Here is a 23,297-nt window from a genome sequence, read left to right as displayed (position 1 = left end):
GCGGTTCTTGTCATTTCAGGTCCCGTTACTCGACCAACACATCGCCGCCGACAGGATTGGCGCTGTCAAAGATGAGGAATACGATCGGAGTCCCCGATTCCGCTGTTGCATCGGTCCGCCTGGCGCCGACTTCGCCGCCGAGAGGCACGGAGTATTCCGCGACGATTTCCCCGAAGGTGTTCCTTTGGACTGCAATTTTCTGTCCGGGCCGAACGGTCTCATTGAGTTCGACCAACAATTCGATGAAACCGCCATGCGTCGCGGTGACGGGAAACATGCCGTCCGCGACGAAAACGCTCGAATCCTTGCTGGTTCTGCCGATAGGGCCTGAAATTATTCCGTGGTGCTTGATGACGTTCATCGTTCCTTCGACGAACAGGGCGATCATGTCGTGATCGAAGATCCGCGGCTTGCCGATCTCGGGCGTGAAGGCGGGAATGCCGGCATCGATGAGGGCATTGGCGAGAAGACCTCGCTCGCCAAAGTTGTCGAAAATCTGATCGACCGGATAGAGTTCCGCCATCGCCCGCACTTCGGGGAGATCCATGCGTGCAAGGTGGAACGCCGTCGCGTCCATGCCCGTGGCGGCTGTATGAAAATCGATCCCGTAGTCGAGGTTTGACCGCAGAAGCCGGTTGAATATCAGGCCGGCGTGGCGCGTCGGCGCGTCGGGAGCGTCCTCGTTGCCAGGGAACAACCGATTGATGTCGATCAGGTCGATCCCGCGCCCCGAATTCGGCCATCTCCGTTCCATGCCTTCCATTGCGGGGCGCGAAATGTCGAGTACCGCCATCACCGATCCCGACATCGCGGCCGGATCGAGCTCACGCATTACGGATTGCACGGTTTGAATGGGGCTCATTTCATCGCCATGCACGCCGCTCATCAGCCCCAGTCGTTTGCCTGGGGCTGCCCCCTTGGCGACCATCACCGAGACGTACCAGTGCTGGCCCGTCGGCATCTGTACGCCCTGGAAATAAAAGCTGTGCTTGCCTGGTTCCAGATCCGAGATGTCAAGCGAACTGATGACCTTCTTTCCGTCGATGACATCGCCGGTATAGACGGTCCCCGACGTCCCTGCGGGAGACGCGTTTGCAGGTGCCGAGCCCGTTTGCGCCTGCGCCGGCCCGGCCATGAGCGCAGCGGCAGCGCCGATGGTAGCGACCGATGCGATCATGAAGTCGCGACGTCCGAGGCCCTCGCTGGTTTCATGCGCCATGGCTGTGTGGTCCCTGCCGATGAGGATCATGCTGCAGATCTCGCGGTGACGCCTGCGAGGGCGGCTAGATCGTCCTTACCGATTCCCGTTGTGCGCGTGGTATCCGGGCATTAGTCCCACAAGACATTTCAGGGAGTACAGCCTCCAACAAGAAAAATGGACTGGTGGTCTATGATTGGGATGCCTTGCATACTGAGTTGAGAGCCACCACAACCGGTGTGATAAGCCTCGGATATCACGCAGCCACCTCCACAACTTCCGTCGGGTACAATTAAGCCCAGTTCGCGAATTCCTGGTGGATACCTCAAATGGGCCGGATGGCATGTTAACGATTGATTAACATGCTTCTATGCTGGTAGTAGACAGGGTATTACATCCACCTTCAACATTGCTTGCCGGAGTTGTATATATTAGAATGAACTAATGTTCTTGCAATAACCCGTGTTGCACCAACAAAGACGGATAGTTGCTATGGATGCTATGGTTCATGCCGCCGGGCTATCTGGAGGAGCAGGTGCCGAGAAGTCCCTGCAATGCGCCGTCGACATCGATACCTCCACGGCACCACCTGCTAAGCAATTCGACCTGTTTCGAACCTGGTATCAAGGCGTTGCCGACACTGAACTTATGCAAGAACGGAGCCATTCATTTCCAGCACATGAAACAGTGTGGGATCTGGGAACGTTGGCTGTCATGTTCCTCGAATTGCCTGGCAGTGGCTACCGCTGTCGCTGGCGGCATTTGAAAAACCCTTCGGTGGACAATTGGTATTTGAGCCTGCCCTTGTCCAAGGGCAGGCTTCCTGGAAGTTGGCAGGTCGTGAGAACGACCCTGCAATCTTTTGCAGAGCCCTACGAATGCGTGATGGAGAACGACGCCCTCCTTGCCGTTTTCCTGCCACGCGACCTGCCTTTCATCCAATCGTCCAGGATTGAAATACGTGAGGAGTCGAAAAGACTCCTGGCAGACTACATGCTTCTGCTGCACCGTTCCTTTTCCGATCTGAGGGCCGTGGATGTGTCGCACATTGCCACTGCCACCACCAATCTGCTGGCTGCGTGCGTGTCGCCATCACATGACCGCATCACCGAGGCGAAGCGTGTGATCGACGCCGTGATCGCCGAGCGCGCTGCCAAAATCATTGCACAAAGTTTGAATGATCAGTCCTTGGCATCCGACAGGCTTTGCCGCGAACTCGGTGTGTCCCGCTCTCGCCTCTACCGGATATTCGAACCGGCCGGAGGTGTTTCGAATTATATTCGCCACAAACGCCTGCTCAAGACACGCGATATACTTTCCGACAGCTTGGATGGGCGCCCGATCTCCGCCATTGCCGGGGATTGGGGCTTCACGGATCCATCGGCGTATAGCCGGATGTTCAGGAAGGAATTCGGCATTACGCCAAAGGAGGCACGCGTGGAAGGCTGGCAAGGCGCCCAGGCCACGAGCTCGCAGCAGATCAGCCAGCCTGACAGCAGGGCGCACACGCTGAGTGGTCTTCTGCTGCGAAACAGCTTTGGGCCCTAGACTGCGATGGCGCCGGCAAGGATGCCGTAGATTGCCGCGACCGCGCCAAGTGCGGCGACGACGAACATCCCCATCTCGGCGGGAGTAAACACCCTCTGCCCCCGCTCCTTCCGAGCCATGACGAAGAGGATCGTGCCCGGTCCGTAGATGACGGCCGAGAGCAGCAGGTGCTTGGCGCTGGCGGCGTAGATGAGACCGGCCGTATAGATCAATGCTATCGCCGCCCTTGCGAAGTCGACACGCCGCGCTACGGGGTCGTTCTCGTAGCTCTCGCCGCCCCATGCGAGCTTGACCCCGTAAGCGGCGACAAGAAGATATGGGATGAGGATCATGGAACTGGTCAGCTCGAGAGCGAGCCTGAAGGCCTGTTGAGCAAAGAGCGTCAGGACCAGAAAAACCTGCACGACCGTATTGGTCAGCCAGAGCGCCCGCGACGGCACGCCATGCTTGTTTCTATACGCAAGAAAACGCGGCATGGTCTGGTGATGTGATGCGGTGAACAGGATTTCAGCGGCCAGCAGCACCCAGGACAGATAGGCACCGGCAACGGAGATCAGCAGGCCGAAGCTGACGAACTTGGCGCCCCATGGCCCGACCACCGCTTCCAATACGCCGGCCATGGAGGGATTGCGCAGCGCTGTCAGTTCAGGACGAAGCATGATCCCGTAGGAGGGAATGGTGACCAGCACAAGCAGACAGAGCACGCCGAGAAAACCAAGGAGCGTCGCGACCCCGACATCCCCGCGGTTGCGTGCGTAACGCGAATAGACGCTCGCGCCTTCGATTCCGACAAAGACGAATACGGTCACCAACATGGTCCCGCGAACCTGGCTCGCGATGCTGCCAACGCTGACTTCTTCCCCGCCCCAGAAATTGGCCGTGAAGACATCGGCGCTGAAGCCGTAGATAACGAAGATGATAAAGAGAAAGATCGGAATGATCTTGGCGTAAGTGACAATGGTGTTGATCGCCGCCGCTTCCTTGACGCCCCGCAGGATCAGCGAATGTACGATCCACAGAAGCATCGAGGAAATGACGATCGCCGTGATCGTATTGCCATCGCCGAACACAGGAAAGAAAAGCCCCAGCGTCGACTTTATCAGCACGAAATAGGAAACGTTGCCGAGAACGGCGGCAGACCAGTAACCGAGGGCCGAGAGGAAGCCGAGATAGTTGCCAAAGCCAGCCTTGGCATAGGCATACACGCCCGCATCGAGGTCCGGCTTGCGAACCGACAAGGTCTGGAAGACGAAGGCCAACATCAGCATTCCGACGCCAGCGATGGCCCAAGCGATCATGGCCCCGAACGGCCCGGTCTCGCGACCAAAAGCCTGCGGCAAAGAGAAGATGCCCGCGCCGACCATCGAACCGACGACCATAGCCGTCAGGGTCCATATCGAGAATTTTTGCTGAACGGTCGAGTTCATTGAATTTGGATCAACAATTCCTTGGCGGACGGCGGTCCAGCGGCCTCATTGTTACGCCTGCAACCTATCTCGAATCTAGCGCCCACGTGATTGGCATAAAATCCCACTAGTATACCTGACGTCCAAAACCTTTGCCTTGGCTCGTTTAACCGGTTGCCGACATTCGCATTTACTGCTTCTGATCAGACCTAACCTTGCTGGACCGAGACGTGTCGGCGAGGCGTCTGATCGCGAACTCTGGTTCGCGCAGCCAGGAGAGCGGTTTATGACTTCAAACGAAAATCAGAAGCTTTCGCTGTTTGCGCTGACCAGCATGGTGGTGGGATCGATGGTCGGCGCGGGCATCTTCAATCTGCCTGGCCGGTTCGCGACTGCGACAGGTCCGTTCGGCGCAATCATTGCCTGGGCAATTGCGGGAACCGGCATGTACATGCTGGCGCGGGTGTTCCAGGCGTTGGCCGAGAAGAGGCCAGACATCGACTCAGGCGTCTTCGCCTATGCCAAGGCCGGCTTCGGCAACTACATGGGCTTCCTGTCCGCCTTCGGCTACTGGCTCGGTAGTTGCCTAGGCAACGTCTTCTATTGGGTGCTCATCGGCTCGACGCTGGGGCGGTTCTTTCCCGGGATCTTTGGGGACGGCAGCAGCGCCATCGCCATCATCGTCTCGTTGATCGGCATCTGGGCTTTCCACTTCATGATCCTGCGCGGCGTCGAGCAGGCGACCTTCATCAATACTGTCGTGACGATCGCCAAGATCGTGCCGATCCTGGTCTTCATCCTGCTCCTGATCTTCTTCTTCCATTTCGGGCAGTTCCGCGAGAATTTCTTTGGCGGCTTGGACATGCCGCCAAAGTCCCTGATCGCCCAGGTGCGCGACACAATGCTGATCACGGTCTTCGTCTTCCTCGGCATCGAGGGCGCTAGCGTCTATTCCCGCTTTGCCAAGGTGCGTTCCGACGTCGGTACGGCGACGATTCTCGGTTTCGTCGGCGTCACAGGCCTGATGGTAGCGGTCACGCTGCTGCCCTACGCGGCTCTGCCGCAATCGGCTGTCGCCGGTGTCCAGCAGCCGTCGATGGCCGGCGTTCTCGAAGCGGTCGTCGGTCACTGGGGTGCGGTCTTCATCTCGATCGGCGTTCTGATCTCGGTGCTCGGCGCCTATCTCGCCTGGTCCCTAATCTGCGCCGAGGTGCTGTTCGCGGCGGCGAAGTCGGAGGACATGCCAAGGCTCTTCGCAGCGCAGAATGGCAACAAGGTTCCCGCTAACGCACTCTGGCTCACCAACATCGTCGTATCGCTCTTCGTGATCTCCACCTACTGGTCGCGGGACGCGTTCAACTTCATGCTCGACATGACGAGCGTCACCGCGTTGCTGCCCTACCTGCTCGTGGCCGGCTACGGCATCCTGCTCGCTCGTAGCGGCGTTGGCTACGAAAAGACGCCGGATCAGCGCGGCCGCGACCAGATCTTCGCCTGGATCGCGGCGATTTACACGGTCTTCATGTTCGTCGCCGCCGGGCTCAAATACGTGCTGCTTGTTGCCGTCCTCTTCGCGCCCGGAACTATCCTCTACGTCTGGGCGCGGCGCGAGCAGAAATTGCAGCTGTTCACGCTCGCCGAACTCTTCGTGTTCGCCGTCACGCTCATCGCTGGCCTGATCGGAGCCTACGGGCTGCTGACGGGCGCCATCGCACCTTGAACAGAAAGAAGGAAGGTCATGACAAACAATACTTCATTCGGCGTTCATTCAGAGGTTGGTCAGTTGCGCAAGGTCATGGTGTGCGCTCCCGGCCGCGCCCACCAGCGGCTGACACCCAGCAATTGTGACGCACTCCTCTTCGACGACGTGCTCTGGGTAGACAATGCCAAGCGCGATCATTTCGACTTCATGACCAAGATGCGCGACAGGGGCGTCGAGGTGGTCGAGATGCACAATCTGCTCGCCGAGACGGTCGCCATTCCGGAAGCCAAGAAGTGGATCCTCGACCAGCAGATCGTACCGAACCAGGTCGGCCTCGGCCTCATCGACGAGGTCCGCTCCTATCTCGACGGCCTCTCTAATCGCGACCTCGCTGAAACACTGATCGGCGGGCTGTCGACCTTCGAATTCCCGGAAAGCATCGGCGGCGAACAACTGGCGCTGATCCGTGACGCGGCCGGCGTCAACGAATATCTGCTGCCGCCTTTGCCCAACACGCTCTACACCCGGGACACCACCTGCTGGATCTATGGCGGCGTGACGCTGAACGCCCTTTATTGGCCTGCGCGCCACGAGGAGACCATCCTCACCACGTCGATATACAAGTTCCACCCGGACTTCGCCGGCAAGGTCAATGTCTGGTGGGGTGACCCGACCAGGGATTGGGGGCTTGCCACATTCGAGGGTGGGGACGTCATGCCTATCGGCAAGGGCAATGTGCTTATCGGCATGAGCGAGCGCACTTCGCGCCAGGCTATCAGCCAAGTGGCGGCGGCCCTGTTTGAGAAAGGAGCTGCCGAACGTGTGATCGTCGCCGCAATGCCTAAGCTGCGCGCGGCGATGCATCTCGACACGGTATTCACGTTTGCCGATCGCGACTGCGTGCTGATGTATCCGGACATCGTCAACGGCATTGACGCATTCTCCTATCGCCCTGACGGCAAGGGGGGCGTCGAACTCCACAAGGACAAAGGCAGTTTCATTGAGACGGTGCGTGACTCGCTTGGTCTCAAGAAGATGCGCGTCGTTGAAACCGGCGGCAACGACTACATGCGCGAGCGCACCCAGTGGGACAGCGGCGCCAACTTGGTTTGCGCCTCGCCTGGTGTCGTCTTTGCCTACGATCGCAACACGTACACAAATACGCTGCTGCGCAAGGAAGGCATAGAAGTCATCACTATCTCAGGCGCGGAGCTCGGCCGTGGCCGAGGCGGGGGTCATTGCATGACATGTCCCATCATTCGTGATGCGGTCGACTATTGATAGCAATCCGGCCAGGCTCGGTACAGGCGGCCGGTCGGCCCCCCAAATAGTCTGAAGGCCATGCCTGTCGGACGGCCTCCAGCACATAAAGACCGTCTACCCCAGAATTGCTCATAGAGCGTTGGAGTCGCTCCCAATCGTTTAGGAACCATCGGCACATTGTTTGGACGGAATGCTCGTTGTTGGCGAGTGGATGTAAATGTACCCAGGAGATGAAACCATGAGAAGTATTATATTCGTTTCTGCTTTGGCTCTGATGGCCGCGGGTTGTACTGCCACGGAACAGCGAACAGCAGGCACAGCGTTGGCAGGAGCCGGAACGGGTGCGGTCATCGGCGGCCTTGCAAACGGCAGTCGAGGTGCCCTTGTAGGCGCGGCGGTCGGTGGCGGCACAGGGGCTGTGGTCGGCGCTGCGACGGCACCGCGCGCGCATCATCGCGAATGCTGGGTTCGTGATCGCTGGGGTCACACGGTTCGCGATCGTCAGGGTCGACCCATCACAAAACGGTGCTAGGCGCGATGCGTAAGATCAGCTTTATTCAGCACGAATCGAGCTGGTAAAGCGATATCGATGAACATTGGTCTGGGCGCTGAGCAAGCTTCCGGACCAATTTCGGAGTTGTCTGTAACGCCATCCAGCCGGCCGGGAACAGACCATACCATGGCAAAGCGAACGCTCTTTGCGCCTACGTATATTCTGGCGGTTATCGCCGTCATATGGGCGCTGCAGGCCGCTGCCTCAATTTTCGCGCCAGTCGTGTGCGCTCTTTTCCTCATCGCGCTGGTGTGGCCATTGCAGCGCAACCTGCAGCGGCTTCTTCCAAAGCTGATCGCACTGGCGATAGTCGTCTGTGTCGTCGTCCTGGCATTCTTCGCCTTTGCATCGATCGCCAGTTGGGGTTTTGGCCGCATTGGCCGATCGGTCCTCGCCGACAGCGCCCGCTTTCAAGGACTCTATAGTCAACTCGCCGAGTGGTTGGAAGGGCACGGTGTCGTGATGGCCGGCGCCTGGGCCGAGCATTTCAATGTCGGCTGGTTCGTGCGGATAGCTCAGGGCGTGACCGCAAGGCTGAATACCGTGATCTCGTTCTGGATCGTTGTCGTCGTTTACGTGCTTCTGGGTCTTCTCGACGCTGAAGCGGCGGCTCGCAATGCTCGTGTAGCGCTGAGCGCTCAGGCGGCGGCCGCACTGATCAATGGCAGCAGTCAGACAGCATCGAAATGGCGACGTTACATGCTGGTTCGGACATTGATGAGCCTTGCGACCGGTTCGATGGTGTGCGCGCTTTCGGCGGCTTTCGGACTGCGGTTTGCCGCCGAGTGGGGCGTTATCGCCTTCACCTTGAACTATATTCCGTTTATCGGGCCGTTCGTCGCGACATTCTTGCCGACGCTTTACGCGCTCGCGCAGTTCGGATCGCCACAGGCCGCCGTCTCGATTTTTGCCGGCCTCAACATCATTCAGTTCGTCATCGGCAGCTACATAGAACCGCGGGTTGCCGGTTACGTGTTGGCGATGTCGCCTTTTGTGGTGCTGTTTTCGGTCTTCTTCTGGTCGTTTCTTTGGGGTGTGTTCGGCGCGTTCATAGGTGTGCCCATCACCATCGCGCTGGTTACTTTTTGCTCGCAATCGCCGGCGACCCTTTGGATCGCTCAGTTGCTTGGGTCCGCCGATCGGCGGAACGCGTGATTGCCGCCAGGAAATTCGATTGGCCGGGCCCCTAGCGACGTCCGGATCCCGCGCCCCGGACGAGGCCGATGATACAAACCGACAGGATGCCGCCAAGAAGGCCGGCAATGCCGACGCCAATCAGCACGCCGGGCGTGAGGGTGCCGACACCACGAGCGGTGGCATCGACAGCATTTTCGACGTTGCCGAGGAAGTTTGCCAAGGCGGGAATCCGACCGGCCAGCCCTGTCAGGGTCAGTCCTCCCACGACGCCAGCCGCCGCGACAGATTTCCAACCCAGCGCAGCCATGCGCCAAAACCAGGTCGTAGCGAAAGCTCCGCCCGCGCCGCAGATGGCTTCAATCAAAAGCAGGGCCGCTGTCTCAAGGCCGGACATGCTTGCATCGCCCACTTGCTATCCGGCCATCCATCGCTCTTGCCGACCAGCAGAGTTCCGATTCCGGGATGTTCCGTGACCGCGTCAGGCGGTCGCGGCCGCGCCTTGGCCGGCCATCGCCGAAGCGCGTTGAAGCGCATCGCGCAGAACCTGCTCCTTCGTCTCATCCAGCGACGTCTTAAGCACCACACCGCCAAAGGCCTGGATCTCCTTGAGCACCTTGTCCGCTGTCATCTCGTGCGCGAGCACGAATAGGGCAGCGTCCCCAGGCTGGATGCTGGCTGACAGATCGCGCATGAACGCATCGTTGATGCCCACGTCCGTCAAAGCGCCGCCAAGGGCTCCGGAGGTGGCGCCGACCGCAAGCCCGATCAGCGGATTCAGGAAGAGAACACCGATAAGCAAGCCCCAGAAGCTACCGGATACAGCGCCTGCCGCCGTCGTATTCACAAGTTGATTGAGCTTTATCGCACCCGCCTCGGTCTTGGTGGCAATAACCGCGTCGCCAAGTTTAATAACGTATTCCTTTTGAAGTCCTATGAGCCGTTGACGTACCTCTTCAGCCTTGGCCTCGTTTGGATAGACGATGACGATCAGATCGGACATGGGACCCTCCTAGGCTAAGACTTTCCAAGGGCACGTAATACACATCCTAGAAGGTGAAAGATTGAGCCGGAAATCCGAATAGTGTGCAGCACGTCTCATTTTGCTTGCCTGTCCGACTGGCAAGCCTGCGGTCTCGACATTGGTTGTCGGCCGCTTCGTCCGTTGCGCTCGGCTTTGTCGCGACGAATTCTCGTCCGGAGCCGCCCGAACTTCTCCTATGTGATCAGAGGCGCGCTGCTGGTCTCGAGGGGTGGCTGATCCCGATCATGCGGCATCGTGCGCATCGACGGGCCGTTCGCGACGTCCAGGACAAAATGAAACCCTACGCAAAAAGCTTGCCGCGCTTGGGAACCGTCGCGGCAGGACAGGAGCCAATGCCGCAAAGCGGGTAACGGTCACGGTGAAAATGGTTGGATCATCGGGTCGTATCCGTTGGCCGAAAGCCTGTAACGAGCCAGCCCAGGCCGTGAAGAACTAGGTCGATACCCATGAACGCCCCAATCACCCAAACCCCGGTCGATGGCCATCCGATGAGTATCAAGAAGCCAGCCGCGAGACCGAACAGGCCGGAAACAAGCATCATCCATCGGTCGGTGGACAGGTAGCGCAGGCTCAAAGACATTCTTCCGAGCCCAGATATCACGAGCACGACACCGAGCACCCATGTGAGGATGATAGATCCCAGCACCGGCAAGCTGATGAGCAGGCAGCCAAAAACGACGTACAGGATGCCGAGCATCGTCTGCCAGAGAAAACCACGCCACCCGCCGGCCCAGATGGCGAGGGCGATCTCGACAAAGCCGGCGCATACGATCGCAATTCCCAGGACAAGTGCGCTGATGGTCGTGGCCAGCGCCAGATCGCCCAACACGAAGATCCCTGCCAGGATAAAGACGATTCCGATCGCCGAGTTCGTCCACGCAGATCGTCTGGGTTGCTGGGTCTCGGACAACTGCGTCATTCCCTTGCCTCTCTGAGTCATCTACGAATGCGGTGGAAATCCACCACGCGGCCAGTACGGGCATTCAGCACTATTTCGAAAGTGCTGCCGCCAATGCGACGCGCGTGATAAACAAAATTGCGTCCCCGGCAGTCCACGCGACGCACGTCCCTGAAGCCTCTGCTCTGAATCAATCGCTGGCCTTGAGCGCAAGTAATCGCGCGGCCGTTGTTAAGGTTTGATCCGATATTTATATTTACGGTCACAGCTCCCGCTGGGGACACAGCGGCAAGAGGAATACCAAAGCCGAGTGCGGCACTTAACAGGGCAGCTAGTGCATATCTCCGCATATCTTTCGTCCTCTTTGGTGAATTAAGCCGACATCACGCGCATGCGAACACGTTGTCAATAATTCTGCATGGTGGCTCGGATATTTGGAGACACAATGCCTAGTTTCTGGATTCTTTGCATTTTATGCACTGCCGTCAGAGCGCGTGCGTTTTCGGTATTATTGTCGAAGCGCATCTCTTGGGATTAAAGCGTGTCGCGTCGAAACAGATTCAGGCGACTCGCTTTAAGTCTTTGTTTTGATGCATATCGTTGTCCCAGAACCGCTGCGCACTTCTGGGCGACATGCATTAACCGCTGGTTTGACGGATGGAGATTGCCATGGGTGCCATTGTTCCTGCCGCCGGCCGCGCCGAGGCACCAGGCGTCCAGAAACACTGCAATGCACGAGGAGCCGACGCGTATCTGGATCTCGAAAGCTGCGATGAAATGCGCGACCGAACTGAATAGTCTTCATCAGTTTTCCTGAGGTGGGAGGCTCAACCGCCGGCGCATAGAGATGGCACAGCTCGGCCAACACCCCAGGACAGGCGTCCCTGTATGATGGTCAGCGTCCACTGACCGTTCGAATACTTCGTTCCTTCCGGTCCCTTGGAGGGCAGATCGACCTCGGCCGCGTCGTTGACGGATACAGAAGCGCGATCCCCGAGGAGACGCACTGCCAGACGCGTGCCGTCCTGGCACTCGTAGTGACTGACCGGGTAGGGATTGCCCACGCCGATCGACGTGCCAAACGCGGAATGCTTGAAGCTTACAATCATGATGGCGCTGATTGCCGCGATCGATAGATTTTTTAGCACAATAGTCCTCCCAACTGGCGCATCGACGTGGATGAAAACAGAGAACCATGTCTTCCCTGCGGACCTGCGACTTTCGGACCGAGATTCGTCGCATCGACCAGAACGCCGGACATGTATCAATTGATCGGCAAACGCCTTCGCGGAGATGCTCTTTGAACAGGCGGGATACTTCCGCTGGCTCACGCCAATGGCCCCGCCGGCCTTTGCCAGGCTCGCTTTTGCTCCCGTCCAAGCTTGCATTCAGCCGTTTCAACAAATCCCAGTAGGCTTCCTAGCACCAGCGAGCCCAGAGCGCACTCAGAAGGGCGAGATGCACTGCCGGCGTGGGCCATTGTAGGGCTGCCAGCTATTGTCCGAGACCCGGTAGGAGCGGTACCGCTGCGAGCACCAGTTCACATGGTTGTTCCAAGCGCTGTGATTGTGCTGGCGGGCAGTCGAGATCGCCATCCCGCCGAGCAGCATTCCGCCAATGAGACCCGCGGCGACGGCGCCGCTATTGTTCCTCGAATGCCGGTGATGGCGTGGCGGACGCGAGGGCCGATAATGGGGCGGCCTGTGGTGCGGTGGCCGTACTCCATGTCCCGGTCGATGGCGGGAAGGCCTCCTTAGGTCGATGTTCGTGACCGTATCGGAAACCGACGGCCTTAGCGCTCCGACGGGCATTGCCCAGGTGGGGGCTGCCATGCTTGCGATGATCGCAGCGACGATGATGCGCCTCATATGCTTCTCCGTGGACTTCATCCCGCCGTGCGACCTGCTGCTGCGGATGGCATCAAAGCCAAGTAATTTAAGGCAGTACCTGGTTTTCTTGGAATATGCGGTGAATCCCAAACGTGGATCGAGCGTTTATTTCTTGCTTGCGGTATGAATGAGGCTAGTCGAACAGCATGTCTTTCCGCCAATGACGCCCGTCGCGACAGGCGCCACTAGTGTTGCTCGAATGCCGGTGGCGATGCGGGACGGAGGGCCAGTGGTATGGTAGCGGTGCGCCGGTCTTTAGCGAGCTAGCGACAGACCCTCTCGACGCCTCGCTTGGACGATAATCACCTCCTGGGGAGGCTCTCACCCTGCGGAAAATCACCGCCCGGAGCGGCCTCTTGGCGTCCCGGCGACAAAGGCGCGCCCAATGCCATGCGCGCTACCTTCAAATGGCCTGCCATGCAATCAACACATAGAGAACTCGCGATGAAATTCGATCTGAAATCGCCGCCCGGCAAGCCCCGGCCCAATGTCGCGTAAACTCCGAATAAATCGGAAGGCACATTCACTTTTTCTAGTGTCGATTTAGATTGTCGTGACATCGCAAATCCACCGAATTCGATGTCACAGAATTGAATAATAATCGAACGTGCAAGTTACAAATTTGCAATATTAGTGAAAATAACTATACATATCGTCTTTATAAATACTATGGAATGAAAATGACAAAACTTTCATGATATGGCAATGATGCCGTAATGTAGGTTCTTCTAACCATCCTGGCCAAGGATGCTCAGTGCATCCCACTCAAAAGGATGAAACCCCATGAATATTGTCCCCAATTCGCATTCCGGAACTCGTCGGCGCCTGGCGGCGGCTGTAGTGTCGCTGAGCGCTGTAGGCGCTGTAGGCGTCGGAGCTGTTGTTTCCGGCACTGCCCCCGTGCTGGCCGACGCGGTGCATGTCCAGGCGCCGCAGATGCCGAGCTTCGCCGATGTCGTCGAGCAGGTTTCGCCGGCGGTCGTCAGCGTCAAGGTCAAGTCCACGGTCCAGCCGGTCGCCGACGACGGTTCCGACGATCAGGATGGTTTCGAGAACCTGCCCGACAACCGGCAGCAGGGCGGCTTCAAACATGGTGACGGCAAGCCGCGCCCGGTGGCACAGGGTTCAGGCTTCTTCATCTCGGAGGACGGATATCTCGTCACCAACAATCACGTCGTCTCGGAAGGCTCGTCCTTCACCATCGTCACCAGTGACGGTAAGGAACTCGACGCCAAGCTGGTCGGCACCGATCCGCGGACGGACCTGGCTGTGCTGAAGGTCGATGGCGGCGGCGAGTTCACCTATGTCGACTTCGCCGACGACTCCAAGATCCGCATCGGTGATTGGGTGGTGGCAGTCGGCAACCCGTTCGGCCTCGGCGGCACCGTCACTTCCGGCATCGTGTCCGCTCGGGGCCGCGATATCGGCGCCGGCCCCTATGACGACTTCATCCAGATCGATGCTCCGGTCAATCATGGTAATTCGGGGGGCCCGACTTTCAATCTCAATGGCCAGGTGATCGGTATCAACACAGCCATCTTCTCGCCGTCGGGCGGCAGTGTCGGCATTGGCTTCGACATCCCGGCCTCGACCGCCAAGCTGGTCGTGAAAGACCTGATGAAGGAAGGCTCCATCAAACGCGGTTGGCTCGGCGTCCAGATCCAGCCGGTCACCGCTGAAATTGCTGAATCCCTTGGTCTGAAATCCGACAAGGGCACACTGGTCTCGAACGCCCAGGACGCTGGTCCCAGCAACAAGGCAGGCATTGCCGCCGGTGACGTCATCACCCAGGTCGACGGCAAGGATGTCGATTCGCCCAAAGACCTCGCCCGCACGATCGGCGCCTATGCGCCGGGCAAGTCGGTCGATCTTACCGTATTGCGTAATGGCAAAAGCCGGACGATCAAGGTCGATCTCGGCACACTGCCGTCCAGCGACAAACAGGCCTCCGGCGATGACGGCAAGCAGGTCGCGCCTGCCAAGGCCGACGCATTGGCCGATCTTGGCCTGACCATCGCCAAGTCAGACGATGGCAAAGGACTGGTCGTCACCGATGTGGATCCCAATAGCGATGCGGCCGATCGTGGCATCCAGCCGGGCGATGTCATCACCGCCGTCAGTTCGACCAAGGTGAACACCACTGATGACGTCTCCAAGGCCATGGCCGATGCAGCCAAGGCTGGCCGCAAGGCCGTACTGATGCAGATCACCCGCGACGACTCGAGCCGGTTCGTCGCGCTGCCCGTGGGCAAGGCCTGACAGAAGGCGGCCTGGAGCCTGTTGGTTTCAGGGCGCCCGCCCCAAATGCTGCCGCCGCGATAGCCGCGAACATCCAGCAATTTCCCGCGGCGATGTCTGCCGCCAAGCCGCTGCGGGAACAAGGAGCCGAGCACGTCAGTCCGTCGTCGTGCCTCGCTCCTGGCGGCAGCGGGCTCCCTACGCCCGCTGCCGTTTTCCGCCATTTACGTCAGTGGCAAATCGACTGCATCATGAGCCTGAACGGATGTCGGGGCTCGCGGTGTTTCTTCTGCTCACCATGTTCGTCAGCACGCCCACGCTCGGCACGGGCCGCACGACGAGACTCCAGGGAGTGGTCCATCTCGGCATATTCGCCATGTTCCTGCTGATTTCGGCCGTGCCCTGAAGCCCCAGCTAGCCGCCTCTGTCGGCCTGTGCTGCAACCTTGCTGGCAAGATGGGTTTTGAGGGCGGCGAGGTCCTGTCGCGACCAGTCCTTCACGCCCAACACCGCACTCCAGGCTTCCACATAGTCCTGCGGCGCGTAGACATGGCCGTAGCCGATCGGCGTGGTTGTCGCCACGGCCATATCGAGACCGAGCTGCAGCATGGTCACCACCGGGTACCAGCTCAGTTGCGGCGAGACGTCCGGCCCGCGCGGCGCCTTCATCCAATCCGGCTGCCGGTAGGCGTCGCGATAATCGAAGAATACGATCGGGTCGCTGGCATATTGCAGGTAGACGATCCTCAGCGGGCCCCAGGGCGTGTCGGGCGCCACCGCCGGGCCGCTTTGGTTCATGAACCGGACCAGGCTGCTATTGCGGAAGATCGGCAGCCACTGCGGCGAGCCGTTGTTGCGCGTATCGCTCACCGAGCGCCAGATGCGGCTTTCGAAGGGCGGGCCGCTCCAGAGTGCGCCGCTGATCGGATCGCTGAATATCTCGAACAGCCCGGCCGATCTTTCGGAGTTCATGGCGCCAAGGCTGAGCCCGTGCAGGTAAAGCCTCGGCCGCCACTGCTTCGGCAGGGTGGTCCAGTAGCCGTAGATTTCGAGGAACAGCGCCCGGGCCGTCTCGGCGCCGTATTCCGGCTGCGCCAGCAGCGACAGCGGACTGCTCAGATAGGAATATTGCGCGGCGACGCTGGCGACATCGCCGCGGCACAGATATTCGAGCGCATCCATCGAGGCCGGATCGATCCATCCGGTCCCGGTCGGCGTGATGACCACAAGCGTGGATTTGCTGAAGCCGCCCGCCCGCTTCAGCTCCTCCAGCGCGAGTTTCGCGCGGGCCTGCGCACTGTCCGCCGCTCCCAGCCCGACATAGACCCGGACCGGCTGTTGCGCCGGCCGGCCGGTGAAGGTCCCTATCTCGGCGGCGGCGGGACCGTCCGCGATGAACTCGCGGCCGGCGCGGCCGAGCTCGTCCCACCTGACCAGCGAGGCGGGGCTTCCGGTCCTGGAGGGTTCGCTCGGCTGCTGGCGCTCCGGTTCCATGAGTGCGTCGAACTTGGCGAACGAGGAATCGAGCGCGCCGAAGATCGCGCGGATCGCAACGTCGCTCACCAGCAACCAGATGAGCAGCACGGCGACAGCGGCGCCGGCGACATTCGCCAGGCGCCGGGGTATGTAGCGTCTCAGTGCCCCGGCGATGGCGCGCACCAGCCAAGCGACAAGGCGCGCCAGCGCGAGCACGACGATGAAGGTGCAAATGGCCAGGGCGCAGACATTGAGGGGATGAGCGCCATCGACAGCCGGCATGCCCATCACCGCGCGGATGGAGTTCTGCCACGCGCCGGATCGCCACAGTGCCACAACGGCAAGGCCGAGGCACGGGACCAGGATGATCGCCTTGGACAGCAAACGCGGCCGTGGCGGCAGTTCCGGAATCTCGAGATATTTCCACAGCCACCGCAAGGCGACGCCAAGGCTGTAGCCGATGGCGAAGCACGCGCCCGCCAGTACGCCTTGCGTCAGGTCGGTGCGGGGAACGAGCGTCGGCGTCAGGGCGGCCGCGAAGAACAGCATGCCGAGGGCCATGCCGACACCGGAGAGCGATCGCCAGATACTAAGGAAACGAGTAGTTATCACTTGGGTGTTACGCCTCGAGTTGGACCGCAGGATAACGTTGGCCTATGGTTTTTATATCTTCGGAGTCGCGCGTCCGCTATTGGCCTCCTAACCAGTCGGGCTCATGCCCTGGGTCAACATGCATCGACCCCTTTGCGGGACAAGACAGAGATACTACGCGTAGTAAAAACTAGTGCTCCCCCGGTTCCTTAGGTTCGCCAGACCATACCAGAGAATATGAAGGAAACGGGTTGCCGAACCGTCCGCTAACGTGTTGACTTCCAGTAGAAGACGTCGATCCTCCGGGCCGACCATTGTCGTTATCCGCCATTAGGCTACGAAGCGGTTCGCCAAGGCGATTCGAGGCGATGGTCTAGACACTCGCCGATCGCATCGTCTGCGGATGGCAGCTTTGCGCCTCCAACCCGCCGTTTAGCTCCAAACTGCGTGAGCTAGGAAGCAGACGTTGGACTAGCCCGGCCAAAGGCCCTGAAGCCATGTGGCACCGCAGCGCCGGCAATATTCGTGAACCGAGTGTTACGTTTACCCAGCGCGCTGCTTGAGTTCAGGAAAATCTGGTCTCTGCGCCAACCTTGGCCTCAGGAACATCCCCATCTACCGCTGCCTTCTCCGCCACCAGTCAAGTATCCGCAGGCTGTGTGCGCCAGTCATACTCTTGCCGGAACCCAAGGATGTCGCGCAGCTTCCGATTTGAGATCGGTCCCTCGAATACATCCAGGGCGCGTGTGACTGGTATGTTGGGTGCGTGCTTGCTGAGAAATTCCGCCGTCGGCATCTCGGCCACGATGTTGTCGTTGACTGCGTTGAATATCTGGAACCCCAAGCCGTCCTTCTCGATGCACAGATCGACGATCTGGCCGAGATCGCGCACGTCCATGTAGGTCCAGCCGTCGCGCCGCCGTTTCGAGGCGTCGGCCAGGAATTCCGGGAAGCGGCCATAGTCCCGCGGTTCGACGACTCCGCCGATCCGCAGGGCATAGACGTCGGCTCCAGTACGGGAGGCGAAAGAGCGCCCAATCTTCTCCCCCAGCACTTTGGAGAGACCATAGCTGTCGGTCGGATCGACGTCATAGTCCTCGTCCACCGGAAACGATGTGAAATCGCGGTCGCCTTCGGCAAAGCACACACCGTACACCGTTTCGCTGGAAGCAGTGACGATCTTGCGGATGCCAAGCTTGGTGGCGGCTTCGATCACATTGTAGGTCGACTGCACATTGGCGGCGAACATGGCGTTATCCGGTCGCAGGAATATCCGCGGGATCGCCGCGAAATGGACCACTGCGTCGACCGGGCCGCGGCTCCTTCCGCCGAAGTATTCGTTGAACCCGAAATGCAGCGTCAGTGCATTGTAGGTCTCGCCAGCGTCCGCAAGATTGGTGATGACGGTGTCGACGCCCTGCACATCGAGCGGCGTCAGGTCGAGATTCAGAACCTGATGCCCGCGCTCGAGCAGGTAGGGTATGACGTGACGGCCGATCTTGCCGCTGCCGCCGGTGAAGATGATCCGCTTGCCCATGGCTTCCTCACAACGGATTTGTTTGATCGAGCAGTTCAATCCGCCCGGCCCGGTCGTCAGCTATTCAAAGATGCCGAAGCCTGGCACGGCGCGCTTACGGACGCCTTCCATGTCGAGCTCGACGCCGATGCCGGGCACGTCAGGCACCACGATGTGGCCGTCTTCGACGATCGACTTCGCGCCGTCAGGAAGGCGCACATAACTGTCCCACGCCTCCCGCTCTTCAAGCGCGTGCCACTCCAGCACGAGGAAGTTCGGAACGCTGGCGCAGACATGGCATGTCGCCATCGTGCCCAGCGGTGTCGACACCAGGTGCGGCGCGAACGGCACGTAGTACATCTCGGCGAGATTCGCGATCTTGCGGCTTTCCGCAAGACCGCCGCATTTCGGCACGTCGGGCATGATGACGTCGGCGCCATAGTTCTGGAACAATTCGCGGAAGCCCCAGCGCAGGTAGAGATTTTCGCCGACGCAGATCGGCGTCTTGGTCCGCATGCGGATCTGCTTCAGGGCCTCGACATTTTCCGCCGGGATCGGCTCTTCCAGCCAGAGAAGGTTGAAGCGTTCCATCTCGGCCGCTATGCGGCTGGCGCTGAGCACGTCGTAGCGCGCGTGCAGGTCGATGCAGAGATCGATGTCCGGGCCTATCGCGTCGCGCACCGCTGCAACACGCTCGACCATGAAGCGCAGTTCGGCGCCATTGATGGTATGGTTCACCGCGTCGAACTTCGCCGGATGGCGCAGATTGTCGATGTCGAATTTCAGCGCCGTGAAGCCTTCCGCCACCATGCGGCGCGCGCGTGCCGCGCATCCCTGCGGCGATCCCGATTCCTCATCGCCGTCGCCGCAATCTGCATAGAGTCTTATCCGGTCGCGGAACTTGCCGCCGAACATGCGATAAAGCGGCTGCCCGGCGGCTTTCGCCGCCACGTCCCACAGCGCCATCTCCAGTCCGGTCAGCGCGATGAGAAAGACGCCGGCTTGCGCACCGGAAAACACATGGTCACGGCGAATCTTGTCCCAGCAATATTCGACATTGCGCGGATCCTGGCCGATCAGTTCCGACTTCAGTTCCGAAATCAGCCCGACGATTGCGGCGGCGCCTGCATCGGGATTTGCCTCGCCATAACCGGAGATGCCGGCGTCCGTATCGATGCGGATCAGGGTCGCCTTGCCGTGATAGGCGACGACCGCTGTCCTGATGTCCGTGATCTTCATCGAAACCTCCTCCCCGTGATGGCGCGCGGCGCCTTCAAATGCATATGGTCAGTTTACATCAACTTGTCCAATAAGCATACAAGATGAGAAGATGGGACGTAAACCCCCTTTGAACGATTTTGCGCGAATACACCTTGCAACGGCAGGTATCATTGAATCACTTGGAAAATTCGTGGCTCCGCACCAAGCGCCATAAATATGCCAGAACCTACTTGTTAGACGAGTATATAAGCGTATAAATTTGACTTTAGCAGGGTGATAGCCCTGCCTGCCAATCAGGAGGAACAGGATGCAACAGCGACAGTTGGGATCGTCGCCGGTCAGGGTATCGGAGATCGGTCTAGGCACTTGGGGTATGTCCGGCGCCTTTTGGGGCGCGGCCGACGACGAGGAATCGATCCGGGTGATCCGACGCGCCGCGGAGCTTGGCATAACGCTGATCGACACGGCCGAAGCCTATGGACATGGCCATGCCGAGGAGATCGTCGGAAAGGCACTGGCTGGCCGTCGCGACAAGGCTGTTATCGCGACCAAGGTTGCGCCCAATCACCTCGAACCCGCCGCGATTGAGGCGGCGCTCGACGGTTCGCTGAAGCGGATGCAGACGGACTATGTCGATGTCTATTTTGTCCACTGGCCGAACTCGGATTTTCCGATCGGCCCGACCATGGAGATGATGGAGCGGCTGCGGTCGTCCGGGCGTATCAAGGCAGTCGGCGTCTCGAATTTCAGCACCGCCGACATGGACAGCGCCCGTCAGCATGGCGTCGTCGACGTGCTCCAGCCACCCTACAACATGCTGTGGCGCGAGGTTGAGGCTGAGACGCTGCCCTATTGCCGCAAGCATAATATCGGCGTGATGCCCTATAGCGGTCTCGCCCAGGGTTTGCTTACAGGGCTGTTGTCGCCGGACACCAAATTCGTCGAAGGCGATGAGCGCCGCACCACCGTTCTGTTCCAGCCGGGCACCTACGAGCGCGCGGTTGACGCCGTCGACGCCCTGAAGCCGATTGCGGCGCGCTACGGCAAGACGGTTCCGCAGCTTGCGATCCAGTGGCTTACCAACAGGCCGGGCGTGAGTTCGCCGCTGGTCGGCGCGCGCACGGTCAAGGAACTCGAGGAAAATGCTGAGAGCACAGGCTGGGCGATTTCCGACGCGGACATCGCTGCCATCGACAAGATTACCGGACCGGTATGGGCGGAAATCAAAGACAAGGGCGACATGTTCGGTTTTCGCGCGCGCCAGCGCCAGGAACAGCAAGCAAAAAGCGCCTGATATCGGCCGCGTCCTCCCGGCGCGCAGCGGCGCGGCCAGCCCGATTGCTGGCTGCGCCGCTCGGGAGCATCGGCTGGCGATTTCTTATGGGGGCAGGCCAACGGCCGTGGTGATCTTCAGGTGCCGGCGCATCGCCTCTCCCGCCCGTTTTGCATCACGCGCCACGAGCGCCTCGTAGATCGCTCTGTGCATCTCAGTCGCCGAGGGCAGGGCATGAGGCACCTGGTTGCTGATGCGCCTGCTTGCCATCTGCCACCACCGGGAGGAGTACATGAAGCGGTCGAGGATCCTATTCTTGGCTGCCCGGCAAATCTCCATGTGGAAATCCAGGTCGAGTTTCAGATAGGCGTCCGCATTGTCTTCGCTGGCCGACATCGCTGCCAGCAGAGTGCCAAGACGCTCGAGGTTCTCTTTGGTCATATGCTTGGCCGCGATGGCGGTGATGGCCGGTTCGATGATTATCCGCGTTGCGTGTGCTTCCGCCAAGATCTCGCGGGTCTGCTCGGGCGGCAGCCAGTCGATAAGCAATGGACTGAGATAGTCCCATTCGTCTGCGGGACGCAGCACCACGCGTCGTCCCTGCGCGATCTCGATCATGTCGAGAGACGCCAGGATCTTGAGCGCTTCCCGTGCCACCGCGCGCGAAACCCCGAACTCCTGAAGGATCTGCTGCTCCGACGGTCCCTGGCCGCCGGCGACGCCGCTGCTGGCGATGCGGCGCGCGAGCACGCCGGCCACCTGCTTGGGCAAAGTTTGAAGCTTGACCTCCATGGCATCCATCATTAACATCCACTTGTCTGATAAGCTTATAGGCTGATAGCTAGATATGCAGTCAACTTATCTCATGGTGCTCAGTAGCCTATAACTCGGCCTGCGGGAAGGGAGGATCGAACGGTACCCGGCGGGCTCGCAAGCGTCGTTCGGGACGTAGTCCAGGCAGTCTCGCTGCGGGAGGAGCAAGCCGCCGCGGATTTGCCGGAAAGGTTGAAGTTATCGGCCGACCCTTGGATGGGCCGACCAATCAAACCAAGGAGGAGATTATGATGTCCGCAAACCTATCGAGACGCAAATTCCTGGCCGCGAGCGCGGCAGTGACGGCCGGCTCGCTAGCCGCGCCATGGATCGCCAGGGCAGACGCGAACGAGATCACCGCACTGCTGATCACCGGCGGCCCGCTCTATCCCAAATACTGGGAAAAGATCGTTCAGGATTTCACCGCCAAGACCGGTATCAAGGTTCGCTACGACTTGCTGGAATTCACCCCGCTGACCGCGAAGGTGGTCACGTTGAGCGCAGCGCGATCGAGCCAATACGACGTCTATAGCACCCATACGGCGCAGATCGATTCCTACTTCAACCATTTTGCGCCGCTGAACAGCTATTTCAGCGACAGCGAACTCGCGGAATTCTACCCGGTCGCTGTCAAGTATCTGCGCGATCCCAAGACTGGAAATCTGGCGGCCATTCCGCGCAACATGGATTCGCGCGTCCAGTACTACCGCAGCGACATCTATCAGGAAAAAGGCCTGAAGCCGGCTGAGACCTGGGAGGAGCTCGTCGACGTCGGGCTGAAACTGACCGGCAATGGCCATTATGGGCTGGTCGTGCCGGGGCAGGGCGATCCAGCACAACGCACCTTCAGCGATCTGCTCTGGCAAGCCGGCGGCGATTGGGTGGACCAGGCCAACAAGCCGGCCTTCAATTCCGAAGCCGGCATCAAGGCCCTGACCTTCTATCGCGATCTCATCCAGAAGCACAAAATCGTGCCACCCGATGCGGTCGGCTATCAGTGGAACGAGAATTCAACCGAATTCTCGTCCGGCACGGTCTATGCGAATTTCGATTGGCCGGGCGCCTTCGCGACCCTATCGAATCCGGAGACCTCACGTGTCGTCGGCAAGTGGTCGACTGCGCCCTATGTCAAGGACAAGGCCGCGATTTCATGCGCCATTTCGCATGCCATGGCGCTCAACGGACAATCCGGACGCAAGGACGCCGCCGTCGAATTCATCAAGTATACGGTCGGTCCGGAGGCGCAGCGGTTGCAGTTCGATCAATTCACCAACTTCCCCAGCAGCCAGGCGATCGCCAAGGAAGTGATATCAGCGGCAAAGGGGCCTCAGGCCGTGTGGCTGCAGCAGCTCGAGACGACGATAGCCAACGGCAAGGAATGGCCGAAGCTAGCCGGCTTCTCGAAAGTCTGCACGCTGATGTTTTCGGCCATCGAACAGGCCTTGACCGACCAGGTCTCTCCCGCGGACTCGCTCAACCAGGCGGCGACGGAGGCCGAGGAGATCATGCGTCGGGCCGGAGCTTACGATTGAC

The 23,297-nt window shown here is 59.8% G+C and carries 21 protein-coding genes and 1 pseudogene; 11 read left to right on the top strand and 11 right to left on the bottom strand.

The annotated features are described in order from the left end of the window. Positions 1-25 precede the first annotated feature (25 nt). Positions 26-1,219, bottom strand: a complete 1,194-nt coding sequence (locus FJ949_RS22920) for a succinylglutamate desuccinylase/aspartoacylase family protein (RefSeq protein WP_140499467.1) — start codon at positions 1,217-1,219, stop codon at positions 26-28. Positions 1,220-1,690: 471 nt separating this feature from the next. Here FJ949_RS22920 and FJ949_RS22915 point away from each other — a divergent pair, with 471 nt between their 5' ends. Continuing rightward, positions 1,691-2,746 carry a helix-turn-helix domain-containing protein gene (locus FJ949_RS22915; RefSeq protein WP_140499403.1) on the top strand — a complete coding sequence of 352 codons (1,056 nt, stop codon included), beginning with the start codon at positions 1,691-1,693 and terminating at the stop codon, positions 2,744-2,746. Here FJ949_RS22915 and FJ949_RS22910 read toward each other — a convergent pair. After that, positions 2,743-4,173: a basic amino acid/polyamine antiporter gene (locus tag FJ949_RS22910; protein ID WP_140499401.1), complete on the bottom strand. Its 1,431-nt coding sequence runs from the start codon at positions 4,171-4,173 to the stop codon at positions 2,743-2,745. The genes FJ949_RS22915 and FJ949_RS22910 overlap by 4 nt on opposite strands. A 265-nt stretch (positions 4,174-4,438) precedes the next feature. Between FJ949_RS22910 and FJ949_RS22905 the strand changes: the two genes are divergently transcribed. From FJ949_RS22905 to FJ949_RS22890, 4 genes are all read left to right on the top strand, one after another. After that, complete coding sequence (locus tag FJ949_RS22905; protein ID WP_140499399.1) at positions 4,439-5,872, top strand: basic amino acid/polyamine antiporter; 1,434 nt, start codon at positions 4,439-4,441, stop codon at positions 5,870-5,872. An 18-nt stretch (positions 5,873-5,890) separates the two neighbouring features. After that, entirely contained in the window at positions 5,891-7,135 is a 1,245-nt protein-coding gene (gene arcA / locus FJ949_RS22900) for an arginine deiminase (protein WP_140499398.1), read from the top strand. Between the two features lie 199 nt (positions 7,136-7,334). Then, positions 7,335-7,649 carry a YMGG-like glycine zipper-containing protein gene (locus tag FJ949_RS31095; protein WP_348640446.1) on the top strand — a complete coding sequence of 105 codons (315 nt, stop codon included), beginning with the start codon at positions 7,335-7,337 and terminating at the stop codon, positions 7,647-7,649. Between the two features lie 147 nt (positions 7,650-7,796). Further along, the gene (locus tag FJ949_RS22890) at positions 7,797-8,825 is read left to right on the top strand and encodes an AI-2E family transporter (protein ID WP_140499465.1); all 1,029 of its coding nucleotides are present in this window, start codon (positions 7,797-7,799) and stop codon (positions 8,823-8,825) included. 31 nt (positions 8,826-8,856) lie between these two features. On the opposite strand, the gene FJ949_RS22885 is transcribed toward FJ949_RS22890, so the two are convergent. The 3 genes from FJ949_RS22885 to FJ949_RS22875 form a co-directional block, all read right to left on the bottom strand. Further along, positions 8,857-9,201, bottom strand: a complete 345-nt coding sequence (locus FJ949_RS22885) for a hypothetical protein (protein WP_140499394.1) — start codon at positions 9,199-9,201, stop codon at positions 8,857-8,859. Between the two features lie 84 nt (positions 9,202-9,285). Continuing rightward, positions 9,286-9,807 carry a DUF1269 domain-containing protein gene (locus tag FJ949_RS22880; protein ID WP_140499392.1) on the bottom strand — a complete coding sequence of 174 codons (522 nt, stop codon included), beginning with the start codon at positions 9,805-9,807 and terminating at the stop codon, positions 9,286-9,288. A gap of 415 nt (positions 9,808-10,222) precedes the next feature. After that, positions 10,223-10,768 (bottom strand): DUF308 domain-containing protein, encoded by a 546-nt coding sequence (locus FJ949_RS22875; protein WP_181167676.1) that lies wholly within the window; start codon positions 10,766-10,768, stop codon positions 10,223-10,225. Between the two features lie 648 nt (positions 10,769-11,416). Here FJ949_RS22875 and FJ949_RS31015 point away from each other — a divergent pair. Further along, positions 11,417-11,545 (top strand): hypothetical protein, encoded by a 129-nt coding sequence (locus FJ949_RS31015; protein ID WP_263496558.1) that lies wholly within the window; start codon positions 11,417-11,419, stop codon positions 11,543-11,545. A gap of 29 nt (positions 11,546-11,574) precedes the next feature. Here the strand turns inward: FJ949_RS31015 and FJ949_RS30805 are convergent, their stop codons facing one another. Both FJ949_RS30805 and FJ949_RS30800 read right to left on the bottom strand, forming a co-directional pair. Continuing rightward, complete coding sequence (locus FJ949_RS30805; protein WP_224646844.1) at positions 11,575-12,135, bottom strand: hypothetical protein; 561 nt, start codon at positions 12,133-12,135, stop codon at positions 11,575-11,577. A 57-nt stretch (positions 12,136-12,192) separates the two neighbouring features. Beyond that, the gene (locus tag FJ949_RS30800) at positions 12,193-12,342 is read right to left on the bottom strand and encodes a BA14K family protein (protein ID WP_224646878.1); all 150 of its coding nucleotides are present in this window, start codon (positions 12,340-12,342) and stop codon (positions 12,193-12,195) included. 166 nt (positions 12,343-12,508) lie between these two features. On the opposite strand from FJ949_RS30800, the gene FJ949_RS30795 reads away from it, so the two are divergent. From FJ949_RS30795 to FJ949_RS22850, 3 genes and pseudogenes are all read left to right on the top strand, one after another. Beyond that, on the top strand, positions 12,509-12,763 hold the full coding sequence (locus tag FJ949_RS30795; RefSeq protein WP_224618816.1) for a hypothetical protein: 255 nt from the start codon (positions 12,509-12,511) through the stop codon (positions 12,761-12,763). A gap of 656 nt (positions 12,764-13,419) precedes the next feature. Next, positions 13,420-14,895: a Do family serine endopeptidase gene (locus tag FJ949_RS22855; RefSeq protein WP_140499386.1), complete on the top strand. Its 1,476-nt coding sequence runs from the start codon at positions 13,420-13,422 to the stop codon at positions 14,893-14,895. A gap of 259 nt (positions 14,896-15,154) precedes the next feature. Then, positions 15,155-15,280: pseudogene (locus FJ949_RS22850) on the top strand (ionic transporter y4hA); the annotation flags it as partial. A gap of 8 nt (positions 15,281-15,288) precedes the next feature. On the opposite strand, the gene FJ949_RS22845 reads toward FJ949_RS22850, so the two are convergent. From FJ949_RS22845 to FJ949_RS22835, 3 genes are all read right to left on the bottom strand, one after another. Then, positions 15,289-16,911: an alpha/beta-hydrolase family protein gene (locus FJ949_RS22845; RefSeq protein ID WP_140499384.1), complete on the bottom strand. Its 1,623-nt coding sequence runs from the start codon at positions 16,909-16,911 to the stop codon at positions 15,289-15,291. A 670-nt stretch (positions 16,912-17,581) separates the two neighbouring features. Further along, complete coding sequence (locus tag FJ949_RS22840; protein WP_140499382.1) at positions 17,582-18,478, bottom strand: NAD(P)-dependent oxidoreductase; 897 nt, start codon at positions 18,476-18,478, stop codon at positions 17,582-17,584. 60 nt (positions 18,479-18,538) lie between these two features. Continuing rightward, entirely contained in the window at positions 18,539-19,696 is a 1,158-nt protein-coding gene (locus FJ949_RS22835) for a mandelate racemase/muconate lactonizing enzyme family protein (RefSeq protein WP_140499380.1), read from the bottom strand. A gap of 289 nt (positions 19,697-19,985) precedes the next feature. Between FJ949_RS22835 and FJ949_RS22830 the strand changes: the two genes are divergently transcribed. Beyond that, positions 19,986-20,972 (top strand): aldo/keto reductase, encoded by a 987-nt coding sequence (locus FJ949_RS22830; RefSeq protein ID WP_140499378.1) that lies wholly within the window; start codon positions 19,986-19,988, stop codon positions 20,970-20,972. An 84-nt stretch (positions 20,973-21,056) separates the two neighbouring features. Here FJ949_RS22830 and FJ949_RS22825 read toward each other — a convergent pair whose 3' ends face one another. Further along, positions 21,057-21,752, bottom strand: a complete 696-nt coding sequence (locus FJ949_RS22825; protein WP_246680024.1) for an FCD domain-containing protein — start codon at positions 21,750-21,752, stop codon at positions 21,057-21,059. 263 nt (positions 21,753-22,015) lie between these two features. Here FJ949_RS22825 and FJ949_RS22820 point away from each other — a divergent pair, with 263 nt between their 5' ends. Next, on the top strand, positions 22,016-23,296 hold the full coding sequence (locus FJ949_RS22820; RefSeq protein WP_181167675.1) for a sugar ABC transporter substrate-binding protein: 1,281 nt from the start codon (positions 22,016-22,018) through the stop codon (positions 23,294-23,296). Position 23,297: the final 1 nt, after the last annotated feature.

Origin of the sequence: Mesorhizobium sp. B2-4-1, from assembly GCF_006442185.1 — a bacterium.
Classification (GTDB): domain Bacteria; phylum Pseudomonadota; class Alphaproteobacteria; order Rhizobiales; family Rhizobiaceae; genus Mesorhizobium.
Note: the sequence above shows the minus strand (reverse complement) of the source record. Positions and strands in the feature narration are given on the sequence as shown.

Bases quoted from the DNA above. Each gene is read 5' to 3' on its own strand.
- FJ949_RS22880 (WP_140499392.1), bottom strand. From the start codon at position 9,807: ATGTCCGATCTGATCGTCATCGTCTATCCAAACGAGGCCAAGGCTGAA.
- FJ949_RS30800 (WP_224646878.1), bottom strand. From the start codon at position 12,342: ATGGCGATCTCGACTGCCCGCCAGCACAATCACAGCGCTTGGAACAAC.
- FJ949_RS22820 (WP_181167675.1), top strand. From the start codon at position 22,016: ATGTCCGCAAACCTATCGAGACGCAAATTCCTGGCCGCGAGCGCGGCA.
- FJ949_RS22920 (WP_140499467.1), bottom strand. From the start codon at position 1,219: ATGGCGCATGAAACCAGCGAGGGCCTCGGACGTCGCGACTTCATGATC.
- FJ949_RS22915 (WP_140499403.1), top strand. From the start codon at position 1,691: ATGGATGCTATGGTTCATGCCGCCGGGCTATCTGGAGGAGCAGGTGCC.
- FJ949_RS22875 (WP_181167676.1), bottom strand. From the start codon at position 10,768: ATGACGCAGTTGTCCGAGACCCAGCAACCCAGACGATCTGCGTGGACG.
- FJ949_RS22905 (WP_140499399.1), top strand. From the start codon at position 4,439: ATGACTTCAAACGAAAATCAGAAGCTTTCGCTGTTTGCGCTGACCAGC.
- FJ949_RS30795 (WP_224618816.1), top strand. From the start codon at position 12,509: ATGTTCGTGACCGTATCGGAAACCGACGGCCTTAGCGCTCCGACGGGC.
- FJ949_RS22910 (WP_140499401.1), bottom strand. From the start codon at position 4,173: ATGAACTCGACCGTTCAGCAAAAATTCTCGATATGGACCCTGACGGCT.
- FJ949_RS31015 (WP_263496558.1), top strand. From the start codon at position 11,417: ATGGGTGCCATTGTTCCTGCCGCCGGCCGCGCCGAGGCACCAGGCGTC.
- FJ949_RS22835 (WP_140499380.1), bottom strand. From the start codon at position 19,696: ATGAAGATCACGGACATCAGGACAGCGGTCGTCGCCTATCACGGCAAG.
- FJ949_RS22885 (WP_140499394.1), bottom strand. From the start codon at position 9,201: ATGTCCGGCCTTGAGACAGCGGCCCTGCTTTTGATTGAAGCCATCTGC.
- FJ949_RS30805 (WP_224646844.1), bottom strand. From the start codon at position 12,135: ATGCAAGCTTGGACGGGAGCAAAAGCGAGCCTGGCAAAGGCCGGCGGG.
- FJ949_RS22855 (WP_140499386.1), top strand. From the start codon at position 13,420: ATGAATATTGTCCCCAATTCGCATTCCGGAACTCGTCGGCGCCTGGCG.
- arcA (WP_140499398.1), top strand. From the start codon at position 5,891: ATGACAAACAATACTTCATTCGGCGTTCATTCAGAGGTTGGTCAGTTG.
- FJ949_RS22840 (WP_140499382.1), bottom strand. From the start codon at position 18,478: ATGGGCAAGCGGATCATCTTCACCGGCGGCAGCGGCAAGATCGGCCGT.
- FJ949_RS31095 (WP_348640446.1), top strand. From the start codon at position 7,335: ATGTACCCAGGAGATGAAACCATGAGAAGTATTATATTCGTTTCTGCT.
- FJ949_RS22845 (WP_140499384.1), bottom strand. From the start codon at position 16,911: ATGGCCCTCGGCATGCTGTTCTTCGCGGCCGCCCTGACGCCGACGCTC.
- FJ949_RS22825 (WP_246680024.1), bottom strand. From the start codon at position 21,752: ATGGATGCCATGGAGGTCAAGCTTCAAACTTTGCCCAAGCAGGTGGCC.
- FJ949_RS22890 (WP_140499465.1), top strand. From the start codon at position 7,797: ATGGCAAAGCGAACGCTCTTTGCGCCTACGTATATTCTGGCGGTTATC.
- FJ949_RS22830 (WP_140499378.1), top strand. From the start codon at position 19,986: ATGCAACAGCGACAGTTGGGATCGTCGCCGGTCAGGGTATCGGAGATC.